14 protein-coding genes are annotated in these 25821 nt (G+C 52.7%); all 14 read left to right on the top strand.

All coding sequences use genetic code 11. From position 1 onward, the window contains the following. Positions 1-27 precede the first annotated feature (27 nt). Positions 28-1257 (top strand): hypothetical protein, encoded by a 1230-nt coding sequence (locus VF399_13010; GenBank protein ID HEX7321262.1) that lies wholly within the window; start codon positions 28-30, stop codon positions 1255-1257. A gap of 153 nt (positions 1258-1410) precedes the next feature. Continuing rightward, on the top strand, positions 1411-2241 hold the full coding sequence (locus VF399_13005; protein HEX7321261.1) for a T9SS type A sorting domain-containing protein: 831 nt from the start codon (positions 1411-1413) through the stop codon (positions 2239-2241). A 128-nt stretch (positions 2242-2369) separates the two neighbouring features. Further along, positions 2370-3515, top strand: a complete 1146-nt coding sequence (gene pgsB / locus VF399_13000) for a poly-gamma-glutamate synthase PgsB (protein ID HEX7321260.1) — start codon at positions 2370-2372, stop codon at positions 3513-3515. A gap of 88 nt (positions 3516-3603) precedes the next feature. Further along, positions 3604-4053, top strand: a complete 450-nt coding sequence (pgsC, locus tag VF399_12995; GenBank protein HEX7321259.1) for a poly-gamma-glutamate biosynthesis protein PgsC — start codon at positions 3604-3606, stop codon at positions 4051-4053. A gap of 11 nt (positions 4054-4064) precedes the next feature. Beyond that, entirely contained in the window at positions 4065-5177 is a 1113-nt protein-coding gene (gene pgsW, locus VF399_12990) for a poly-gamma-glutamate system protein (protein ID HEX7321258.1), read from the top strand. Beyond that, positions 5174-6004 carry a hypothetical protein gene (locus VF399_12985; protein ID HEX7321257.1) on the top strand — a complete coding sequence of 277 codons (831 nt, stop codon included), beginning with the start codon at positions 5174-5176 and terminating at the stop codon, positions 6002-6004. The genes pgsW and VF399_12985 overlap by 4 nt, the downstream gene beginning before the upstream one ends. A 19-nt stretch (positions 6005-6023) precedes the next feature. After that, on the top strand, positions 6024-6992 hold the full coding sequence (locus VF399_12980; GenBank protein HEX7321256.1) for a hypothetical protein: 969 nt from the start codon (positions 6024-6026) through the stop codon (positions 6990-6992). A gap of 9 nt (positions 6993-7001) precedes the next feature. After that, complete coding sequence (locus VF399_12975; GenBank protein HEX7321255.1) at positions 7002-7973, top strand: hypothetical protein; 972 nt, start codon at positions 7002-7004, stop codon at positions 7971-7973. Next, entirely contained in the window at positions 7970-11533 is a 3564-nt protein-coding gene (locus VF399_12970) for a C25 family cysteine peptidase (GenBank protein HEX7321254.1), read from the top strand. Before VF399_12975 ends, VF399_12970 begins: the two co-directional genes overlap by 4 nt. Before the next feature lie 28 nt (positions 11534-11561). Further along, complete coding sequence (locus VF399_12965) at positions 11562-12872, top strand: YCF48-related protein (GenBank protein ID HEX7321253.1); 1311 nt, start codon at positions 11562-11564, stop codon at positions 12870-12872. 163 nt (positions 12873-13035) lie between these two features. Further along, positions 13036-16461 (top strand): C25 family cysteine peptidase, encoded by a 3426-nt coding sequence (locus VF399_12960; protein HEX7321252.1) that lies wholly within the window; start codon positions 13036-13038, stop codon positions 16459-16461. Between the two features lie 320 nt (positions 16462-16781). Further along, positions 16782-19763 (top strand): C25 family cysteine peptidase, encoded by a 2982-nt coding sequence (locus VF399_12955; protein ID HEX7321251.1) that lies wholly within the window; start codon positions 16782-16784, stop codon positions 19761-19763. 109 nt (positions 19764-19872) lie between these two features. After that, complete coding sequence (locus tag VF399_12950) at positions 19873-22938, top strand: C25 family cysteine peptidase (GenBank protein ID HEX7321250.1); 3066 nt, start codon at positions 19873-19875, stop codon at positions 22936-22938. Positions 22939-23127: 189 nt separating this feature from the next. Then, the coding region (locus tag VF399_12945; protein ID HEX7321249.1) for a C25 family cysteine peptidase at positions 23128-25821 on the top strand (2694 nt) is incomplete at its 3' end.

Here is a 25821-nt window from a genome sequence, read left to right as displayed (position 1 = left end):
TTAAAGAAAAGGAGGTTATCAGTGAACATGAGATATCCGATATTAATTGTCCTCACAGTCAGTATGACCGCGTTCGGCGCATGGGAAGCTGTGGGACCGTACGGTGGTGATGCAAGGTCAGCGGTTGTTTCTTATATTAACGATAACATTGTCTACGTGACCTCGAACAACAGCCCGACCAATGTTGCCAAATCGACCAACGGCGGAATCAACTGGACCACGGTCGGTTCGATCGCCAATCAGGCCTATTGTCTTGCGATCGATCCCACGAACAATAATAAACTTTATGCCGGAAGCGGGCACGTGATCTACCGAACGACCGATGGTGGTGTCAACTGGGCGTCCACGTCGATGTCAAACAAGTACATCTATGGCATCATCGACATCCCGGGTACACCGGCTACTGTTTATGCATCAGGTATGAGTTGGGATGGTGCCAAATGGGTAATGGCGTTTTTTAAAAGCACGGACAGCGGTGTTTCCTGGAGCACGACCACGCTGAATACGGTCCAAGGTCAGTGCAACTGCATCGCTGTTGACCGCTTGAATCCCCTTACGGCATATGTTGGCGGATACTGGAGCGATAGCCTCGGCACTTACCCGGCAGTTTTTAAGACCACAAACGGCGGTACGAACTGGACCGACATAACCGGGACGATCCCGTCCGGCGCATACTATATATATTCACTGGCGGTTCACCCGACGAATTCCAGTATTGTCTACGCCGGGACCTATTTGAGCGGTATCTACCGATCGACCGATGGCGGCAGTTCCTGGACCCAAACCAGCACCAACTACTACAATTACTCCATGGCCACCAGTATTGCCACTCCCGATGAGGCATTCGCTGGCGGCTACAATGAGATCTACAAGACGACCAATGCCGGCGCATCGTGGTTTTCAGTGAACACAGGACTTGCCGGGTATGGCTTCTATGGCCTGGCCGTGAGCCAGTCATCAAGCTCGAGGGTCTATGCCGCTGATAATAACGGTGTTTTCAAGACGACCAGTGGCGGTACCAGCTGGTCCAATACCAACAACAATCTTAATCTCGGTTCTATCTGCAGTTTCGCGGCCGCTCCGTCGTCACCGTCAACCATGTATACTTCGTTCGAAGCGATCGGTGTTTTTAAAACCACGAACAACGGAACCGACTGGGCGCAGGTACCAACGCCGGTGGGGTGCGGCAATATCTGCGAATTCGCGGTGAATAATACCAATCCCAATATCGTTTACGCGTTAGAGGGGTCTGGCTGAGGCAACGCCGAGCTCTACAAGAGCACAGACGGCGGGTCCGTCTGGTCAAGCCCTCTGGACAGTTATTACGCTGATGGCGGGGCGCTGGTCATCGATCCCAACAACAACAACATAATTTACAGCGGCGGATATGTTTACACTACCACCTACCTGATGGCGGTTTCCAAGTCCACGGACGGTGGAACAACTTGGGCGAGGGAGACACTCACCACGGTCTACGGGACATGCAATGCGCTGCGCGTCGATCACACGAACTCCAGCGTAGTTTATGCCGGTGGCTATACCGGTTTATATAAAAGCACGGATGCCGGCAATACATGGTTTTTATCAAGCACCGGCTTGAGCGGAACCGTGAACGACATTGCGATCGGTTCGACCAAGGCCAACACGATCTATGCGGGTTCGTCTTCGGGCGTCTTTAAATCGACCAATGCCGGCGCGAGCTGGACCAACAGCGGGTGCACGAACGTGTATGCTGTTCTGATCAACCCGGCCAACGAGAACGAGATCTATGCTGCGACCTACACCGGCGTTTACATGAGCACGGTCGGTGGCGGCAGCTGGATGGCAATTAACAGCGGTTTGCAGAATACCTATGTCACATCGCTGGGCATAAACCAGGGCAACTGGCTGTTCTGCGGAACCGAGGGGGCCGGCATGTACCGTTGGAGCCTTCTGGTGGGCGCCGATGAGAACAATGCGGGATACACCAGGATGAAGATCGATGCCACGCCAAACCCGGCGCATGGCGTCGCGGTCATCCACTATACGGTCGAAAAGCCCGGGTTTGTGATCGTCTCGATCTGCGATATCCAGGGTAGAGAGGTCGTACAGCTGGTTAATGAAAAGAAACCGGCAGGTACGTACAGCGCGGGCTGGAACGGTGAAGATGCCGGAGGACGCGGACTACCGGCGGGCGTATATTTCTGCCGGCTGGCGATCAATGGCGAAACATCCATGAAAAAGATCGTATGGTTGAAGTAAGGGATCATTTTCGTATCAATTAAGAAGGGGAGGCACTCGCCTCCCCTTCTTAATTGATATTCCTCTTGATTTTCGGTTAATTGTGGATATATTATATAGTGCAATCTAACTACGGCATATTTATTCTCATGGCATTACTTGTTGTTTTTTTGATCATCGGCCGCCGAGAATGGCTCCAGCACCAAAAAAACCTTAAACTCATTCCCTTGAGGATCATCGTAAACGGGACCCGGGGCAAATCATCGGTCACCAGATTGGTGGGAGCCGGCCTGAAAGCCGGAAACCACAAAGTGATGTCGAAAACGACCGGTACCAAACCGCGCATGATCCTGAATAACTTAAATGAAATACCGATCGTACGGCTGGGAAAGGCGAATATCAAAGAACAGATCGCGATGGTAGGGAAAGCGGTCAGTAACGGGCTGAACGCCATTGTTTTTGAAAACATGTCCCTGCGGCCTGACCTACAGTGGACAGAAGAGACCAAGTTGGTCCAGCCGAAGATCGTGGCGATCACCAATGTGCGCGCTGACCATCTCGACGTCATGGGGCCGACCCTGGCCGATATTGCCCGGCACTTTATTAACGCGGTCCCGCGCGGCTCCACCGTGATCACGGCAGAACAGGACTATTATCATTTAATGAAAGATCTATGTTCAAAACGCGGGATAACTATCATCCAAAGTCAGCCGAACGATATCAGCGCCGGCGAAATGGCCAGATTCCCGTACTATGAACACCAGGAAAATGTCGCCCTGGCATTGGCGGTATGTTCATCCCTCGGCTTGAAAAGAGATCAGGTCCTGCAGGAGCTCTACCGCTGCCGGCCGGATCCCGGAGTACTCCAGAAGTACGACCTTGATCTGGGGGGCAAGCGCGCGACACTTATCAATGCGCTGGCGGCCAACGACCCGGATTCTACCTATCGTATCTTCGAACAGCTATCGGAGCCGGGCGTCCATACGTATATCCTGGTCAATTGTCGCAGCGACCGGATCGACCGGTCATTGCAGATGGCCGATCTGGTGAGCCAAAAAATGCCGGCGGAGATGTATTTCGCGACGGGCGCCAACACTATGCCTTTCGTGAAAAAGGTCCTGGCGTCAGGGATCGGTCGGGAAAAGATCCTGAACCTTGGCGGCAAGAAGGTCGAGGATGTCGTCAATGCGGTCGGTGACCGGATCCGTGACCGATCGCAGATATTCGCGATCGGAAACATCGTCGGCTACGGCGAGAGCCTGATCGCTTGCTTCGGGCAAAAGGCGAGCAAATGATTACGGAGATGATAAAGATAGATTGCGGCGATAATGCAACGAATTTTAAACGATCCAATCGCTGTCATCTTATTTTCGCGGAGCGAAAATGTTGATCGTCGCGATCGGCCTGGGCATGTTCATAAGTCTCCTTTTCACTGAAACGATCGGACTCGCGGCGGGCGGCGTTGTCGTGCCCGGTTATATCGCCATGTACATGCATCAGCCCGTTCAGATCATCAGCACGATAGCGATCGGCATCATTACCTTTTTGATCGTCAAGGTAATAGGCCATTACGTACTGTTGTATGGAAGGCGTCTGCTTATCATCTGCATAATCATCGGGTACCTGCTTGGTTATGCTACGAAACTATTCCCCCCGATCACGTTTTCAGCTCAGACCATCGATATTGCCACCATCGGTTTCGTCGTGCCCGGTCTAGTCGCCTACTGGATACAGAGGCAGGGCATTGCCGAAACCATGTGCGCCATGATGATCGTCTCAATCCTGGTGCGTTTCATCATCATCGTCCTTACCGGCGGTGTGATCGCGCCATGACATCATAAGCCATGAAGCTGAAACTAAGAACGGAAAAAGTGCCGCTGTACATTCTTGTCATTATCGGCCTGCTCTCGCTCGCCTTCATGGTGATCGAGCTGAATGTCAGGGTAAGGATGTTCGCCAGCCATTATCAGGAAAAGAAAGCCGCTTCGGAATTGACCTCGCAGCTCATGTCCTCGATAAGGGAAAAGCGGCTGAGCGACGGTTTGGTGATCGACCCGATCAACGATCCCAATGAAACAGGCATGGTCGGTCTGCAAAATTCGCTGATCACGACCGAACCCGGCGATCTTACCGCGAAGTTGACCGCATTGAACCCGAATTTCGCGGCCGTGATCGTGCAGCTGCTGGAGCAGTGCGGTGTGAAAAAAGGCGATGCGGTCGCCGTGTCGTTTACCGGTTCGTTCCCGGTGCTCAACATCGCGGTTATCGCCGCCGGCGAGGTTCTGGGACTGAAACCGGTGATCATCGCTTCCGGCGGCGCGTCAATGTGGGGCGCGAACGATCCCGCGTTCACCTACCTGGACATGGAGCGTTATCTTTACGACCAGGGAATGATCAGGGACCGTACCCTTGCCGGTTCGATCGGCGGCGTTGATGATATCGGCCGGGGATTGAGCCCCGAGGGCCGGGATATGATAATCCAGTCGCTGGAGCGTAACCAGGTCCGGGTCATCAAAGCTGAGAACCTGGAAGCGGCGGTTAAAAACAGGATAGCCCTTTACCAGGAGTACGCGGCCGGGCGGTCGCTGGCCGCGCTGGTTAATGTCGGCGGCAGCGCCGTTGCCCTGGCGGGGTCTGAAGTACCTTCCGGCGTCATTGACCAGGTCCAGTTCTCGATCAACAGGGGTCTGGTCGGCGAATTCCTGCGTTCTGGGATACCGGTGATCAACCTCGATGATGTCAATCAACTCGCGCGCGAATATGAAATACCCAGGGCTCCGATCCCGCTGCCCCGGCCGGGTAAAGGCAGAATCTTTTATGAAGCCCGCTATTCGGTATTCTGGGCAACGTTCTTTGCGGCGATCATGTTCATTATTCTTTTTGTTGTCCTTCGCATCGACGTTGACCACTATGTCAAACGCGCGATCACCGGGAAAGGAAAAAAGGAGGTCCCATGACCGGAATAATATTGGCGGCATTACTATGCGGGCAGATCAGCAGCGTGAAATCGGCGAGCGAGGTGACGATCAAGATCCAAACCTCGCAGGCGGAATCATATCATCTGGTGACCAAAGCCCAGCCGTTGACGGTCACAGCGCAGGGGCCGACCTGGCTTCGTGTTTATACCAGGATACCATGGCCCGCGGAAGACAAGGGCGTGAAGGGTTATAAGCTCATCATGCAAGAGAACGACGTGAAGGAGAAGTTCGTCACGTTCGAGACCGAACGGTCAAAGGTCGCTCGTCTCGGCTCCACACGGCTGAGCAAATGGCGTTCGTTCTACATCAACGTGCCGCCGGGCGAAAATATGTACCGGTTCATCTTGTGGACAGCGCCGGCCGATTCCGTGCTCCTCAAGTTCGCCTACGAATCACCGGCCCAGTGGTCCGATATCGTGCCGGCCGAGTACGGCGAGAAACTGCAGGCCGTCGAGGATGAAAAGATCATCAATTACTACGAAACCACCAGGTCAAAACCGATCATGCTGGAGATCACGGGTCCCCAGAAATTAAAGATTATATCGCGCCTGGCCTATGCCATGGACATGAACAACGAACAGGTCTACAGTATTGTGGTCAAGGAGAACAGCCGGATCGTGAAAAACAGCACATTCCGCGCGTACCGGTCAGAGACCACTTCGTATCAGAACCGCCCCGATGTGGTTCCGTCCAACCCCCACAGCTTCTACGTGAATGTAAAGAAAGGTAAACACCGTTTCGAGATCACGGTCGGCGGCAGCGGGACGGAAAGCGCCGGGTTGCGATGCTTGGTAAAACAGAAATGAAATATCGGAGTAACCCACCATGACGCTCTTATTGGCATTGTTCGCGTTCTTTGATTACTCGCTATCCGCCCGAGCCATCCTGTCGTATGATGACAATATTTTTTCCTATTCCCGGAAATATCTGGACGAGTTCATGGCACACACGAATCCCGAACGTTTTCCTTTTGAGACCTACGATGATCTGACTAACGACGTCAGTCTGGAACTCCTTTTAAGGAATAAATCCACAAAGGGACGCACCACGACCGCAAACCTTGCGCTGTCAACCCGCGGTTATTATATAAACGAAGAAAAGAACTATGCCGTCTACAATATCGGCATCAGACAGGCGTTCGGCCGTTTCGCCGTAAAGATCGACTATCTGTTCATGCCGGATTATCTGATCCGCTATTACCAGGAACCAGCGGGCACTGATTACGCAGGGTGCCGGTTCACTGAGCACCTGATAACGATGAAAGGAACCTACCGTGTGAAAACCGGTATGACCGCGTCGGCTTCGTTCAAACGCGAGTTTGATAATTACATTGAGGGTTTTGACGTTTATGATTCGGAGAGCTATCGGTTCGAGCTGGAGACGGTGCTGCGTGCAAGTAATTATTTCGAACCTGAATTGTCCTATGAATTCAAGGATTCCAGGGCGCAGGGGCCAGTGCCCGATATTTCCTATGTTCAGCACCAGGGCCGGATAATCCTGGCAATGAGGACAAAGGTGCCGCGGCTTTCTGAGGTCACTTTTGATTACCTGATAGCTTACCGGCTGTTCACGACCGACCTTGGGTCGCTGATCGATTCGCCCCATAGCGGCCGGGCTGACCTCGGGAACCGGATCCGTCTGGCCGGGGAAGTCCCGGTGCTGACCGGACTGCGTCTTGTTCTGAACTACTCATGCGAATTCAGAAATTCTTTTTCCGACACTTATCTCCAGGTTGGCGAGCTCAAAAATTTCCGTAAGCAAACAGCGGGTGTCGGGATCGAATTCACGTACTGAGGAGGCCCTATGCTGAAAGCACGAAACATTTTGTTCTGCCCAATTCTCTGCTTCTTAGCCGCCTGTCATCATCCGGTCGATGATACCGGCGCGTTCGTGATCATCAGCGAATGCCGGTTGCCTGGATATTCCCGGGATGTCGACATCCAGGGCGGCTACGCGTATATAGCCAATGACCAGGGTGGTCTGCAGATCGTATCCATTGCCGATCCGGAATCGACCTTTGTCGTTGGTTCATATGTCACCCAGAAGAACTTCCAGGGCGTTTCAGTCCGCGACACTTTTGCCTACATCGCCGTGGCCGCTTCCGACGGCGGTATGATGATCCTGAACGTGAGTGACCGGTCCAATCCGCTTTTCGCAGGTCAGGATGCCTGGTTTTACGCTTATAATATCGCGGCCCCGGAAGGGGACACGCAATACGCTTACGTGGCCGCGCGTTACTGGTTCATCGTGGAAGATGTGAGCTGGCCGCAGTACCCGAGCTATGTGCGTCGGTTCTCGACACCGGGCAATGTCCATGATCTTTTCGTGATCGATTCCATTGCGTATCTGGTATGCGAGCAGATGGGACTCCTGGTCTACAATCTCCAGCATCCCGACAGCACGGCACTGGTCAGCGAGCTGGACACGCCGTCCAACGCGCGCAGCTTGTTCATTACCGGGCCATATGCCTATATCGCGGACGGGTATGACGGCCTGGTGATCGTCGACCTGAGCGACCTGGATAGCCCCGCGATCATCGGGTCATATGACACGCCCGGCTACGCTCAGGGAGTCTCGGTGCAGGACAGTCTGGCATTCGTAGCTGACGGGAGCGGCGGTCTTCAGATCATTAACGTGGGGCAGCCGGCCGCGCCGGTTCTTTACGGCGAGATCAAGACACCCTACGCGTACAAAGTGCATACGGACAATGGTTTGATCTGTCTTGTTGACAGGGACCTCGGGCTAGTTATAATACAGGAAGAAACACAACCATGACCGTACTTCTGTCGTACGTGCTCATTTCGGCGCTGCTACCGGCAAGTATTGATCCGCAGATAGATATTCTCGCCAAAAACTCGTCGTCACTGGAAATCAGCCTGACACCTGGCAGCGAGACCGGACCGGGTACGATAACAAGGTTCATATTCTCGAGCACCGAACCGGCCTTGACCATTGTCTCCATGGCCTGTGATACGACTGCCATCGAAAGCTCCGGGGATCAGAACTATGTTGGACCGGGAGGGTTCGCGGAGATAGGAAATGCCATGATCCTGGCGGGCTACCGGATATATCCGGTCATTATCCGCAACAGGGTGGTCGAGCGCGGGATGGAGATTAACTTGAAAAAAGCAGTGCTGCGCCTGGCATGCCGCGGTTATGATAATGTCCGGCTGGCGCCCAGCCAGGCAGCGGTTTATAAAAATCTTATTCTGAATTATGAATATGACCCTCATGTCGAGCCGCAGGGTTTATTGATCATTACGCCTGCATCGTTCTACAACGCGGTTTTGCCGCTGGCTGACTGGAAAGAAAAAAAGGGCTGGACGACCACGGTCGCCACGCTGGCGCAGACCGGGAATACCAGCACATCCATAAAAAATTATATCAGCAACGCATATTACAACTGGGATCCTGCGCCCGAGTATGTCATCCTCGTCGGCGATAAGGACAGCTTGCCGGCTTTCGCGATGCCGGCAAACCCGGTCAACATCACTGATTATCTGTACGGCCTGATCGATGGCGGCGACTTTATTGCCGAAATAATGGTCGGCCGTTTATCAGTGTCGAATGCCAATGAATTGCAGACCCTGGTCGCCAAGATCGTGGGTTACGAAAAAACGCCCTATACGACCGACACGACATGGTTCAAGCACGCGCTCATGGTCGCTGCCAATTATCCCTACGATACGATGACCACGCCGATACCGACCAAGCGGTGGGTCAGAGAGAAACTGCTCCAACATTCTATCAGCCCGGTGGATACTATATACGATCCGCCTGTTTCCAACGGCCAGGCCGCGATCACGAATGCCGTGAACCAGGGTGTCAGCATTATCAATTACCGGGGCGGTATTGCCGATCCCTACGGATGGGACCGTCCCACTTTTACCAACACCGACGTCGTAGCCCTCACGAACGGGTGGAAACTTCCCGTAATAACGAGTATTGTCTGCAATACCTGCAATTTCAATTACCCGGCGTGTTTCGCGGAGACCTGGCTGCGCGTCGGCAATCCCGTAACGCCGAAGGGCGCGGTCGGTTTCTTCGGCGCGACGACGCCAACGACCCATAGCCGGTGGAACAACTGCCTGGATTACGGGATCTACTGGGGTTTGACCGAGGACAGCATATACAGTTTTGGGCCAATGACGTACCGGGGCAAAATGGAGGTGTACTTCAACTTCCCGTTCGAAGTGTCGCCGGACAGCGGCGTGGAATATTATTTCAACGCCTATAACCTGCTGGGTGATCCATCCCTCGAATTGTGGACCGCGGCACCCCGGTCCATTAACGTCAGCCACGCGTCGTCCGTGCCGGTCGGCACGAACGCTATCTCGGTTTCGGTGCAAACCGGATCGTCGCAGCCTGTAAAGGACGCGCTGGTCAGCCTATACAAGCAAAACGAGGTCAAATCCGTCGATTTCACCGATGCCGGCGGTATGGCATATTTTCAGATCTCCACCACGACCCCCGATACCTTATTCGTCACTGTTTCCAAGCATAACTGCGCCCCTTACTGCGGATACTTGCTGGTCAATAATTCGGCCGTCTATGTCGGATATCTCAGCCACACGATAAGCGATCCCGGCGGCAACAACAATGGGGAGACCAATCCAGGCGAGACCATCCAGATGGCCGTGACCTTAAAGAATTACGGCACATCAACAACCGCTACCGGCGTGACCGCGAAGCTGACCGACAGCGATCCCCTGGTGACCATAACGGATTCGATAAAGAGCTTTGGTGCGATCAGCCCGGGCGGGACCGCGACCGGTTCACCGTATGTTTTTTCGGTATCGACTGGCGCGAAGGATGGTCGCATTATAAAATTCAACCTGAACGTCACGTCTGGCCAGGGCAGCTGGAATTCCGTGATCTGGGTGGAAGTTAAAGCTCCCCAGTTCCGGGCACAGCGTTGCCGCATCGTGGACGGCGGGAACGGTGTTCTGGAACCTGGCGAAACTTCCGACCTCAGTATCTGGATCGTGAATTCAGGCCGACTTGCCGGCGGCAATATTACCGGGGTCCTGAGGTCGCGCAACCCCGGTGTTTCGGTCAATGATTCTCTGGGCGCTTTCGGCACCATACCAGTTGGTGATTCGGCGGAGAACGCCAGCGACCGTTTTGCGGTGTACGCTTCACCGCAGCTCGCGCCCGGGCATGTAATCGATATGTATGTCCTGTTGTCAGGAGATCAATCTTTCCGGGACACGGTTTATTTTTCAACGACCATCGGAGTGGTGACAACCGCATCACCGTCAGGACCTGACGATTATGGTTATTACGCTTATGACAATACCGACGCCGGGTACACGGAGACGCCGGCCTACAGCTGGGTCGAGGTCGATCCGGCGCTGGGCGGGTCCGGCACTGTCCTGACGCTGGCGAACGATCAGACGCGCACGGTCGCGCTGCCTTTCAGTTTCAAGTATTACGGGTTGAATTACAGCAAGATCTCGATCTGCTCCAATGGTTACGCCGCTCTGGACTCGACGTGGATCGCGGATATGTACAACTGGCACATCCTCTCGAGCCTGGGGCCTCCGCTGCTCATGGCTGCGTTCTGGGACGACCTTGATCCCAATGCCACCGATTCCAGCGGGAACGTATGTTATTATAGCGATGCCGCGAACCACCGTTTCATTGCCGAGTGGTCGAGGATCCAGCATTTGCACAACCCGACCTCGCCGGTGCCGGCGGAACTGCAGACATTTGAGATCGTCCTGTATGACCCGGCATATTATCCGACCCAGACCGGCGACGGCGAAATAATCTACCAGTATAAGAAGATCAGCAATGACGACCACTGGCATAACTATGCCACGTGCGGTATTGAGAACTACGGACATACGTCAGGTCTTGAGTATACTTACGCCAATGTGTACGCGGCGGGAGCGGCCGCCCTGATCAATAACCGGGCGATCAAATTTACCACGGACCAGCCGGATCCATATCCCGGAGTGGAAGAACTTGGGAAGCTGGCGGGAATAGGCGGAAAACTCGACCTGCAGATATTCCCGAATCCTGCCAGGAGCAACCTTATAATTAAATTCCAAATTCCCAATTCCCAATTCCAAAATTCACCCCCACCCTTGCCCTCCCCCCTCGAGGGGGAGGATAAAAGAGGGGGGGATTATTCAAATATTTCATTAAGGATCTACGATGCGACTGGCAGGTTAACAAAACAATTCAACCATTTAACCATTCAACCATTTAACCAAATCGCCTGGTTCGGTTCAGATGATGCGGGCCGTCGTCTTCCTGCCGGTGTTTATTTCATTGAACTACAATCGGGGGAGAACAAGGTAATTGAAAAAGTCATTATAACAAGGTGAAAATATGGGTAGCGCGAAAGGAGCATAGATGAGGAATATAAAGATATTTATGGGACTGCTGTGGTGCCTGAGTTTATCGGCCAGTTTCGCATACCAAAATTTCCATGGATGCACCCTGGCACCGGACAATGCAACAGGTTGGGTCGTGACCCTGGATACCATGATTATCCTGAAAACCACCGACGGCGGTGTGAACTGGTTCGAGCAGGCCAACCCGGCCGACCGCAGGTTTTTCGATGTCACTTGTTTTGGAAACCAGAACGTCTGGACATGCGGTGTCCTGGGGCAGATATGTTACACCAGCGATGGCGGTCAGAACTGGGCGATCCAGCTTGGGGGAGGTGGTTCGAAATACGCCACGCGCGTGGAATTCGTTGATATTAATCACGGTTGGACCGTGGGCGGAGACGGCGTTATTTTGAGGACCACGAACAGTGGAGCCTACTGGGAAGTGAATTTCACACCATTCACCTTCCTGCCAGAACTGTACGGAGTGTCGTTCATTGATACTCTGAGGGGCTGGATCGTATCAGGCTGGCCTGATTCAGTGGATATCGGCCAGGCGATCATCGCGCGTTCAACCGACGGAGGGATGGTCTGGGATTCCCTTTTTTTATGCACGAACTATGACGACTATTTTGACATTCACTTCTTCGATGCGCTGAACGGCATTATTGCGGGCGGCAACGAACAAAATTACGCTGCCCTGGTTTTGAGGAGCACGGACGGCGGCGTCAGCTGGAACCAGATCACGGTGCCGGGCAACGCGTTCTACCTGAGGGCAGTTGATTTCGTGGGCGGGCAGGGCTGGGCAGTGGGCAGGTTTGGAACGATAATCCATTCCCACGACGATGGTCAGACCTGGACGTTCCAGACCAACCCCGCGACCTCGACGCTTTTTGACGTCGACTTTTCAGACACGCTCCATGGTCTTGCCTGCGGCACCAGCATCATTCTTTACACGTATGACGGCGGCGAGACCTGGCACGATGGAACGGGTGTCGAGGAAGCAGATAAGTGGGAAGCGGGAAACGGGAAGTTGGAAATTTATCCGAATCCGTTTACGAGAAGCCTTACGGTTAAATTCCAAATTCCCAGTGCCAAATGCCAAACAAATTCCAAATCACAAATTTCAGTACAAATCTTTAATGCAGCAGGCAGGTTCATAAAACAATTTAGCCGTTTATCCGCCATGCAGTATGGCGGAATTCAACCATTTAACCAGATCATCTGGGATGGTTCAGATGATGCCGGTCGTCCGGCACCTGACGGCGTCTATTTCATCCAGCTGAGCGGATGTGACATACCTGTGACCGCCAAGGTCATATTGAAAAGATAGGGGATTTGGGGATCAGTGGGTAAGGGGATAGAAAGACACGGAGATGAGGGGATGCGGGGACGAGAAGACGAAAAGATGCGGGGATATGAAAAGGATTGAAGATGGGAAGTTATGAGGATAAGAGGTTAAAAAAGATTGAAGATAAAGGGAAAAGCGTAAGAAAATGAAAAGGATCGCGATCCTCGCTGCTGTGTTCCTCGGATCGGTTTTTGCGCAGAGCGGCGCGCGTTACCTGATCATTACGCATGACAGTTATTATGACGCGCTGGTGCCGCTGGCCGATTGGAAAACGCAAAAAGGCATGAAGGCAAAGATCGTCCGCCTGTCCGAGACCGGCAGCGATTCAACCCAGATAAAATCGTACATCGTCAATGCCTATAATAACTGGCAGATAAAACCCGAATACCTGCTGCTGGTCGGCAATCCCCAGCAGATCCCATTCGTGCGTTTTACTTACAATTACGATTTATCGTACAGCGATAATTATTATGCGAATGTCGTTGGGGATTTCTACAACGAACTGATACCGGCGCGGCTGTGGGTGTTCGACACCGTGCATGTAAAGACCATCGTCAACAAGATCCTTGGTTACGAGAAAACACCTTTTATGGACGACCCGGACTGGTTCAGAAAGGCGGTTACCATCGCCAACGAAGATGATTACCCGCCGTACTCGGACTCCACGTATTTTGCTGACGCCGATTATGCGCACCGCCTAATGGACAACGCCAGTTTCCCGCATGTTGATTCCTTTTCGCAGTACGCCGGTAATAATAACAGCGACGATGTGATCCAGGCATGGAACGACGGGCGGACATATATTTTGTACCGGGGGGTCGGCGGGTATTACTGGGACTATCCATTCTACGACATCTATCCCCTCACGGATTGCCACAACGGGTACAAAATGCCGATCATTATTTCGGGCACGTGCGCGACGATCGAAGAGATTGGATACGAATGGATGTATGCCGGAACACCGGACGAGCCTAAGGGCGCGGTTGGATTTTACGGAACGACCGACATGCTGATGGAAGCGGCCGAGAAAAGGAGTGCGCTTGCCAAGGGTACCCTGCGGAATATCTTCTGTGACAGCATGGCAACACTCGGCAAAGCGGCCGAGTGGGGCCGTCAGACTTATGTCCACACGTTCGGGAATACCCAGGAATACAACTCCTGGACATGCCTGGGCGATCCTGAAATGACGGTCTGGACCGGCACGCCCAGATCGCTGGACGTGACGCACTGGCCGAGGGTATGGATCGGGGAATCACTAATCGTAACCGTGAAGCATGATTATCAGCCGGTGGAAAGCGCGCTGGTATGCATAAGAGCGAGAAAAGACACAACGGTTTACCACTACCGGCGCACCAACGCCAGCGGCACAGTAACGTTCATTGATACACTCCCCATCTCGGATACGGCTCTGGTCACGGTGACGGGCAGGAACCTTTTGCCGCAGACGGATACGGTCCTGGCCGGTTATCAGGGTGGTCCCTCGCTCATGTACGATTTTCACCTGGTCCTGGACACTACCGGCGGCAACGGCAATTACATACCAAATAACGGCGAGGATATAGAACTGGCGGTCTGGATGCTCAACGTCGGTGATTCCACTGCGCACGGCGTGACCGCCATCCTTGAGAAAGCGCAGGCCGATCCCTATTTTCAGATCGCCGATACAATCAAAGCGATCGGCGACATTGCCAGCCTGGATTCGGCATTTACGTCGGCGGACGGTTTTAATATTATAATCGACCAGTATTGTCCGGACAGTCACCTGGTCAAGCTCAAGCTGGTCATGACCGATGCAGACAGCCATACCTGGATATCGTTCTTTAATGTGCTGGTGTACAGCGCGCGGCCGTATCTTATTTATATGTCACACGCGGTCCTGGACACCGCCAATGGAACTGGGAACGGTGACTATTTTGTGAATCCGGCAGAAGACATCGAGATGCCGGTGTGGATAAAAAATATCGGCGATTCGATCGCCGTGGCAGTCACCGGCGTGATCCAGAGAGATACGATCGATCCGTATTATACGCTTCACGATACGCTTAAGGGCTTTGGCAATATCCTGCCCGCGGACACAGCCTGGACCGGCGCCGACGGGTTCAATGTGCTGGTCGACTCCGGATGCCCTGACCAGCATGTCATCAAGCTGCGGTGCACGCTTTCGGATGCTCTGGATTCAACGTGGATCTATGATATCGAATTGATCAATCACTCGGCAATGCTTGTCATCACTCAACACTGGGTGAACGATACTCTGAAATATGTCATGCCGCGGGATACGGCGCCGCTATATCTGGAACTCCATAATATCGGTTCGGGGATCGCGGACAGTATCACCGGCACGCTGGTATGCGCTGATTCATTCTTTCACGTGATCGACGGCGAAGCCTATTTCGGTTTGCTCCCGCCCGACGGTATCGGGTCCAACCATTCTGATCCCTTCCTGATATCGGGTGATTCATTGTCGCCGGCGGGTCACGCGGTGAACTTAAAAATCGTGCTTGAATCCGGCGCTTACCGCGACACGCTGGATTTCACGGTCTATATCGGTCAGCGCGATTACGTCGTCTGGGACCCGGATCCCAACCACACGAGCGGTTTTGTCATGCATACGAAACTGGCAGCCCTCGGGTATCTGGGTGACTACACCCAGGGCTTTCCGGCCGGGTTTTTGAATATTTATAAAGTGTTTTTCGCCAGCCTGGGCATGTATCCCAACAAGTACACGATCTCATATTCGAACCCCGATATATTCGAGATCGTCCGCCATCTTAATGCCGGCGGGCGAATGTACCTGGAGGGCGGCGACGTCTGGTACAATGACCCTCTTAGCGGCGGCTATGATTTTGCATCGCAGTTTTCGATCGACGCGATCCAGGGCAATATCGGTTATTTCACCGGTCTGATCGGCGTGTCCGGGACATTCACGAACCAGATGAGTTTTAGCTATACCGGCGAAAGCTCATCCATCGACCGGATAGACCCTACGGGGAACGGCATCGCCGTGCTCAGGAACGTTTATAACAGTAATAATTGCGGTGTGGCAGCGAATCACCGGACGGTCGGCATCTCGGTAGAATTCGGCGGCATGGTGGACGGCTCGCCGCCGTCGACAAAGCTCGCGCTGGCCGATTCCATAATGCGTTATTTTGGCATCCTGCCGGGTCAGGCGGTGGGCGAGGGGCTGTCAATGAAGGATGATCTTGAGTTCCGCGGGCTCAGGGTATGGCCGAACCCTTCCTTTGGACGGACCGTAATAAAGTATGTAGTAAGTAGTAAGCCGCAAGATTCAGTAGGGCAAGGCTTTAGCCATGCTAAGTCAAGCAAACCTGAAGGTTTGCCCTACTACATCAAAATCTATGACGCGGCCGGCAGACTGGTGAAATCATTTAACCATTTAACCATTCAACCATTTAACCAAATCACTTGGACCGGTGCCGATGAAAACGGTCGTCGTGTCCCCGCCGGCGTGTATTTCGTGCGGCTGGCCATCGGTCCCGTAGGGGCCACTGGCACCGCAGGGGAAGCGGACGGGGAGAAGTGGACAGAGAAGGCGATTCTTTTAAGGTAGCCCCGTGTTTTCTTCGAAAACGGGACGCTCATTTTGGCAGTCAAATCACAAACAGGATTTGAGCCAAAATGGCGAGGTTAAGAGGTTATGAAGAGCGGAAATAATGAGAGAAAGGATCATATCCTCCCAACTTCCTATCCTCTCAACTTCGAATTTTTTAAGTTTGGGAAGTTATGAAAAGCTGAATACATGGAAGGATAAAAAATCGCAGCCTCACAGCTTCTTATCTTCCCAACCTCATCTTTTATGCTTGTCACATTGCCACTTGACTTAAGTCTTCACGGTGCTTATAATATATAAAGCATACAATGCAAATATCCATGATTTGCCGTAAATCTTTATTACTTATCTCGCTGTATTTTATTATTGCAGCATCCCTATTTGGTCAGGAGACCGGCGCCAAATACCTGGTTATCGCGCACGATCAGTTCTATAACGCCGCTCTGCCGCTCGCAGCATGGAAGCACAAGAAAGGCATGCGTGCAAAGATCGTCCGGCTGTCGGACGTAGGGTCCACCGCGGACCAGATCCGGAATTACATCTTGGACGCGTACAATAACTGGCAGATCAAGCCTGAGTTCCTACTGCTGGTCGGAGCACCTAATTTTATACCATTTCCCCAGTCCGGTACATATACTGACAATTACTATACCGATATGAACGGGGATGTGTTCAATGATATCTTGTCAGGACGGCTTACAGTCCATGATACGCTCGAAGCCAAGACCGTGGTCAATAAAATCCTTGTCTATGAAAGGCATCCGGATACGAGCGATACTTCGAGGTTTTTGAAAGGCGTGGCGATCGCCAATACTGACGGTAGCTGGACGAGCGACTCGATCTACCTGGAGAATATGCGTTATTGGGCACAGCTTATGGATGGCGCGGGTTATGTAGGGATCGACACTTTAGCTGATATTTACGGCGATAACTCGACCGACGTCATCAACGCGGTCAACGAAGGTTGCATGTTTGTCGTGTACCGGGGATCGGGCCTTAACAACTGGTATTCTCCTTTTAACTGCAATCCCGATGCCAGTAATAACGGCGTGAAACTTCCGATCGTGCTGTCCATGACCTGCTGCTGCATGGGTACAGGAGCAACGCCGGCGGTTGCCGAGCGCTGGTTCCTGACGGGCACTCCGACAACGCCGAAAGGCGCAGCCGGTTACTTTTCGACGACGACAGTGATTGGCGGCGGGGCTCATCTGCGAAGCGCCGTGAACAAAGGTTTTGCCAGTGCTGTGTTCATGGAAGGGAAAAAGACCTTTGGTGAGGCGTGCGAGAAAGGCCGTATGAATGTTTATCACCTATACGGGGCGACGAACGAATACCGCGGCTGGACAACGATCGGCGACCCGGAAATGAATATCTGGATCTCCAACCCGCGGCGACCGGTGATCACGCACCCTGTGGTTGTCCATCTGGGCTACAATAGCATAACTGTTAACGTCAACGTCAACGGTCAGCCCGAGCCTGCCGCGCTGGTCTGCGCCATGCAGTCAGATACGATAATATACGAGACCGGTCTGACGGATTCTTCAGGTAATGTTTCTATCTCTTTTACGGTTCCCGGTATGGATACGATCTATCTCACCGTGACCGGTCATACGCTTTTGCCTTATGAGGGATATATACTGGTCAGCCCGGAAGGCAGTTTTGTCACTTACCTGAAGCACGAGATCGTCGACACGGTCAGCGGCAACAACAACGGCCGCGCCAATCCCGGTGAGATCATCACCCTGCCTGTCTGGGTCAAGAATTACGGCAGCGACACGGCACTGGGCGTTACAGGTGTGCTCAGGGTCACCGGCAGCATAGCGACCGTAATCGATTCGTTAACGGATTTTCTCGATATCGCCCCGAATGATTCTGCGCTTTCAGATCCGCCCTTTATTTTCGATGTTGATAGCTTTTGTGATGACCAGGCAAGGATCGATTTCGACCTTTCATGCATTAGCGCCGATGATACATTTCCTTCGGTGTTCTCAGTGTATGTCTGCGCCCCGAAGCTGATATATGACCATTCGACGGTCACGGGCGGCAATGGGAATAACACGCTGGAGCCGGGTGAAACCGCGAACCTGATCCTTGCCGTGGAGAACACCGGTTCCGAGACCGCCGCCGATCCCCATGCAGTATGCCGGGTCGCGGCGAGTACGTACTTACGGATCGATGATTCCGTCAGTATCTACCAAAGCATCGCTCCTGACAGCGTGCGCGACAACGTGGTAGATCCCTTCATTATCACGGCTGACAGCATGACACCGATCGGCACCACGGTAGACCTGAGCGTTGAGATCACCACCGGGTGGTCAGTCGATACCATTGAGTTCTTTCTGGTCGTTGGAAAAAAGAACTATCTGATCTGGAACCCGGATCAGACTCCCAATCCGGGTATTGTCATGAATTCGACCCTGACCGCGCTGGGGTATACCGGTGATTACGCGACCTCGCTGCCCGCCGACCTTACGCTTTACCAGGCGGTATTCGTGTGCGTCGGGGTCTATCCGAATAACCTTATCATTTACGCGGGCAGCCCTGAAGCCACAGCCCTGGTTGATTTCATGAATAGCGGTGGAAGGCTGTACCTGGAGGGCGGCGACGTTTGGTATTATGACCCGATGATGAACGGCTACAATTTTGCCCCGCATTTTGGCATCCAGCCGGCCGGGGACGGAAGCAGCGATATGGGCCCGGTAGCCGGCGCGAACAATGCTTTTACAGCCGGTATGATCTTTCAGTACGGCGGCGAGAACCAATTTATGGACCAGATCAATCCCACGAGCGGTTCATTTTTAATATTCAGCGACCAGGACGATTATTATAATTGCGGAGTCGCGTACAATGCCGGTAATTACCGGACGGTCGGAGCGTCATTTGAACTGGGCGCCCTGATCGACGCGAGCGGCGTATCGACAAAGGGGGCGCTGTTGGATTCCATCATGCATTTTTTCGGTATATACACCGGGATCCAGGAAGAGCCGGGCAGGATGGGGCCGAACGCGATCGTCGGTTTCCGCGCGTACCCCAATCCGTCTACCAGAAATCTTACGATTAAGTTTCAAATTTCATCCCTGATTAAGTCAGGGACCAAATCTCAAATTTCAATCAAGATTTACGATACAACAGGCAGGTTGGTAAAATCATTTTATCAATTACCAATTACCCAATTACTCGATTACTCGATTACTTGGGATGGTACCGATGAAGTCGGCAGAATCGCGCCAGCCGGCGTTTATTTCATCCATCTTGACACTGGGGACGACAGCCGGATGCAGAAAGTCATTATTGTCCGTTAGTTCTAGTCCGGGCATATAGACCGCCTGGCAAGTATTTTGTATTACCCTTGACTATTACCCGATTCGGCATATAATGATATTTACAACACAATTCCCGAAGGGAGATATAATGAAACGATTTATCATTTTTTTTATAGGTATGGGTTTAGTTTTTAGCCAGGATATCGGAGCCCGATATCTCGTCATCACGCATGATAATTTTTACAACGCGGTCCTGCCCCTGGCGCAGTGGAAAAATAAAAAGGGCATGCGCGCCAAGGTCGTAAAACTCTCGGAAACGGGATCGTCAGCAGCTCAGATCCGGAGTTACATCATGAACGCCTATAGTTCATGGCAGATCCCGCCCGAGTATGTTCTATTGGTGGGTGCCGGTAATTATCTGCCTTATCCAACGGTTAGCGGTACTTATTCGGATAATTATTATACGAACATGGATGGCGATATATATAATGAGATCCTGTCCGGAAGGCTGACCGTGCACAGCGACGCGGAAGCACAGAATGTGGTCAACAAGATCCTGCTCTATGAACGCACTCCGGACTTGACCGACACTTCATGGCTCATTGACGCTTGCCTGATCGTGCGGGATGATTACGAGACTTACAGCGATTCCATATACTGGAGCGATGTCAGGCATGCCCGCAGCCTGATGAGAGCAGCCGGTTACAGGAACATTGACACGCTGAACCGGCGCAGTGGCAACAATACGACCGACGTCATCAACCGGGTAAACGAGGGCCGTGCCTTTGTAGTGTACCGGGGACAAGGCGTCAACAACTGGTGGGATCCGTTCTCAGTGAATCCATCACTGACCGCGAACGGCGCAAGGTTGCCGATCGTACTTTCGTTCACCTGCTCGACCTTAGGTACGGGCGGTACGCCGGCCGGTGCCGAGATGTGGTTTCTTACGGGAACGGCTGCGAATCCAAAGGGGGCGTCGGGTTATTTCGCGACCACGACGGTAATCTCACATCAGGCTTATCTCCGGAGTGCGGTTTGCGTGGGTTTCTTCGACGCCTTGTTCGCCGACCGGAAGACCACCTTTGGTGAAGCCTGCGAGCAGGGCCGGCAATATGTATACCAGCAGTATTCATCATCATCTGAATATTACGGGTTTAATACGATCGGCGATCCTGAGATGAATGTCTGGACCGCCATGCCCAGGTTGATCACGGTGACCCATGATTCGATCCTCTATGCCGGTATCCAGGATACCCTGACCGTCACTGTCCAGCAGGCCGACAGTTTTTTAAAAAGCGCGCCAGTCTGTATCGTCATGGATACGATTGTCTATCAGGTCGGTCATACCGACAGTATGGGGACGGTGTCGTTTGCGCTGGCCATACCGTATCCGGGGATGCTTGATCTGACTGTGATCGGCAAGAATCTGAATCCGTACGAAGCACAGATCCCGGTGAGCGGCGGCAGCGCGTATCTCGCCTATGATGGTTGCGCGGTCGAGGATTCTTTGGGCGACGATGATGGTCTGGTCGACCCTGCGGAAATTATCATGCTCGGTGTGAGCATTACGAACCTGGGCATTGATGCCGCCACCGGCGTAAAAGCGACGCTGTCAACAGCCGATTCATTTACGATAATGAGCGACAGCGTGTCGTATTACGGTGATGTCCCGGCCGATTCGGTCGCCGTCGGTTTAAACCCTTTCGTTTTTGCTCTCAGACCGGACGCGGTCGCCCACGCGATCCGGTTCGCGCTGGCGATCAACGATGACAGCGGGCATGTATGGAACGACAGTTTTTCGGTACTGACAACGGGTTCGAACAGTTCAACCGGACCCGATCTTTACGGTTACTATATCTATGACGATACGGATACACTGACCGGCAACGCTCCGGTGTATGACTGGTTGGAGATCGCGACGGCTGCCGGTGGTCCGGGAATGATCGTTTCGGAGATAACGGACGAGGATGCCGACACGGTAACTGTTCCTTTGCCCTTCGATTTTCCATATTATAGCATAACTTACAATACGATCGGTCTGTGCTCCAATGGGTTTGCCGAGCTTGGGTATTCGACCCATCGTTTTGGCATGAATACGCCGATACCCTCGCCGGCTGCACCATCCAGGTTTTTATCGGGTTTCTGGGATGACCTCAACCCCGGAGCCAATGGCGACATTTATCAGTACTATGACTCGACCGCCCATCGTTGGATCCTGGAATACTACCAGTGCAGCCATTACGATTCAGTTAATAACCTCGAGACATTCCAGATCATATGCCGGGATCCGGTATATCACCCGACACCGACCGGCGATGGCGAAATCCTGTTCCTTTATAACCATGTTGCCGACGCAACGAGCAATTCCGTCGGCATCGAGGATGAGACTCAGATGCGTGGTTTAGAATATGTATATAACGGCAGTTATGACCAGAATGCCGCGGCATTGATCGACAGCAGGGCGCTGCTAATAACGACAAAACCGCCTTTTGAACCGTTAAACCCCTGGTTATATCTGGTCAGCGCAGTAGTAGATGATTCGCTGGGCGGCAATAACAATGGTATTTTCGAGCCGGGTGAAACGCTCGCGGTCACGGTATCGGTGGGCAACGACGGGAACGACAATGTCTTCGGGACCCTCGGCACGATCAGAACCAGCTCCTCATCGGCCGTGATCACGGACAGTCTGGCCGACTTTGGCGACATATTTGTCGACAGCACCGCGGCAAACACGATCGAACCTTACGGGGTTATCATTGATTCCAATCCCACCGATACGATCATCGGTTTTACCGTCAACTTTGAAGGGAACAGCGGCGCTTACCAAGGGCAGGTCTATTTCACCATGTTTATCCATTCATCGACGGGTATTGATGAGTTGGGGATAAGAGGGGTGGGTAAGACGATGCTGTCGGTGGCACCGAATCCGTCTTCGGGGAACATGTTGATTAAATTCCAAATAAAAAATTCTAATCCGCCACACAGTATGGCGGATCAAATGAATGCCCAATCTCCAATGTTATTGAAGATCTATGATGCTGCTGGTAGGTTAATAAAGTCTTTTAATCTACCTGCTACTGACTACTTACTACCTGCTTCCATCCAGTGGGATGGTACCGATGAAATCGGTAGAAACGTCCCCGCTGGCGTTTATTTCGTTAGACTGGAAACGGGCGAGGAGAAGTGGACGGAAAAGGCCGTTCTGCTTCGCTGAACGATGAAGTTAAGAGGATATGAAGTTGTGAAGAGCTGAATTCATGGAAGGATAAAAAATCGTAGCCTCATAACTTCTTATCTTCCTAACTTCTATCTTTTCTCCTTGTAATATTGCCTCTTGACTTAAGTCTCAATTGGATTAAAATATTGATAATATTAATTAACTATAAAGGTTAATGATTAATCGATGAAGAAACTGCTTTTAAGCATCGCTTTTCTTTGCGGACTGTCGATCAGCCAAGACTTGGGTGCCAGGTACCTGATCATCACCCATGATAATTACTACGACGCGATCCTGCCGCTGGCGCAATGGAAGCATAAAAAGGGAATGAGGACCAAGGTCGTCAAGCTCTCGGCGATTGGATCGACTTCGACCGCGATCAAAAACTACATTGTCAACGCGTACAACAACTGGCAGGTCAAACCCGAATATCTGCTGCTCGTGGGCGCCCCCAATTATCTGCCGTTCCCGCAAGTGGGCGGCGTTTACACCGACAATTACTACACGAACATGGACGGCGATATCTATAATGAGATACTGTCCGGCCGTTTGACCGTTCACAACACGACCGAAGCCCAGGCCGTCGTTGCTAAGATGTTAAAGTATGAAAGGGCACCCCTTATCACCGACTCGCTTTGGTTTAAGAAAGCGTGTCTGATCGTCAATGAAGAAGGTAATTATGCCTACGATACCATCTACTGGAACGACGCTAAGTACGTGGCGAATCGTTTAGTCGCCAACGGGTATGTATATGTTGATACTTTTTCAAGAAATCAGGGTGATGATTATAACTCAGTCATCAATGCCGCGAACCAGGGGCGGGATTTTGTCTTGTACCGCGGTAACGCGACCAATAATTGGTACATGCCCTTCAATGTAAACCCGGATAATCTTGCCAACGGAGAAAAACTGCCGATAGTCGTTTCAGCGACATGCGGTACGCTCGGTACCGGCGGAACGCCGGCAACGGCGGAGCGCTGGTTCCTTACCGGCTCGCCGACAAATCTTCGTGGGGCTTCCGGATATTTCGCGACCACAACCAGCGGGTACAATCTGGCGCACTTGAGGAGCGCGGTCGCCCGCGGATTTTTTGACGGGATTTTTGTCAATAAATGCCGCACTTTTGGGCAGGCATGCGAAAACGGCAGGATCCGAGTATATCAGACATACGGATCCTATTCTGAATTTTACGGGTTTACCACGATCGGCGATCCGGAGATGAACATATGGACGTCGAACCCCAAGCCGATCGTCGTTGTCCACGATACCGTATTGTTTCCCAATATCAACGATACCATGAACGTTCAGGTCTTCAAGCAAGGCACAGCCGTGGAGTCGGCTTATGTTTGCATTATATACGATACGGTTTTATATCAAACGGCTTATACCGATATTAATGGATCCGCGAGTTTTTATTTTACCCTTCCTGATACGGGACACATGGACATAACCGTGACCGGGAGAAATCTGTATCCATACGAAGGCCAGATACCAGTAGCATGCAACAGCGCGTACCTTGCGTACGATCATAATACGATCAATGATTCGCTGGGTGATGATGACGGCCAGGTCGATCCGGGAGAGACGATCCTTTTATGGGCAACCGTTCACAATATGAGCCCGATCACCGCCGAGGGCGTAGCAGCATATCTGCGGACCAACGACACGCTGGTCTTTCTTGGCGATAGCGTATCTATGTACGGTACTATTCCAGGAGGAAACTTGTCTTCCGGCTTGAACCCGTTCATCTGCAACGTATCAAGCCATACCGACTCCCACGCGATCGATTTCAGCATTGTTATGAAAGACGCTTACGGCGATACCTGGGGCGGGAATTTTTCGATCATAACGACGGGAGAGGAAAACGGCGGCGGAACCGGTCCTGATCCTTATGGTTACTATATTTATGACGATACTGACAGCGCCTCAGGCAACGAGCCCGGCTATGACTGGTTCGAGATCGCGGCTCCGACCGGGGGACCGGGCAGTATTATCCCCGAGATCACCGATGAGGACGCAGACACGGTGACTATTCCGTTGCCTTTTACTTTTAACTTCTACGGCATAACCTATGATTCCATCGGTATATCATCCAACGGTATCGTGGAACTGGGGGCCGCCACTTATGCGCTTGATGATAACGGACCCATCCCTCGTCCCGGACGACCCAAAAGGCTTTCCGCGTCGTTCTGGGACGATCTTGATCCCAGCACCGTGGCCAATGGGCACGGCGATATTTACCAGTATTATGACGCAGCGTCTCACCGTTGGATCCTGGAATACTATCAGGTGGCTTTGGGATACGGATTTTATTCCTGGGAGACCTTTCAGGTCATCCTGCGCGACCCGGCATATTACCCGACGCCGACGGGCGACGGCGAATTCCTTTATTTTTATGATTCGGTCAGCAATGTGAATAGCAGCACGGTCGGCATTGAGGATGAGACCGAGACGCGCGGATTGCAGTATGTTTTTAACGGTCTCTATGATAAGCATGCAGCGGTGCTTCAGGATGGCCGTGCCTTATTGGTGACGACGAAGCCGCCGGTCGAGGGCGCGCATGAGCCGTGGCTGCATCTAACCGGGCATATGACCGGGGATTCACTGGGCGGTGATGGTGACGGGGTACTGGAGCCCGGCGAGACGGTGCAGGTGGCGCTGACCGTAGCGAACGGCGGGGATACGCTGGCCGGGAGCGTGTCGGGTACGGTCCGGACGGCGTCATCGAGCGTGGTGCCGGTTGATTCATTGGCGGATTTTGGGCGTATCGCGGCCGGTGGTGCCGCGGGCAATATGACGGATCCGTTCGAGATCACGATCGCGGCCAATCCGGTGGATACGGTGGTGGGTTGCGTGGTTCATTTTGTCTGTAACGGCGGG

The sequence above is a fragment of the bacterium genome (assembly GCA_036382775.1).
Lineage (GTDB): Bacteria > Hydrothermota > Tepidihabitantia > SM23-42 > JAOAFX01 > DASVHD01.
The sequence above is the reverse complement of the archived record's forward strand: the minus strand, read 5'-3'. Positions and strand labels throughout refer to the sequence as shown.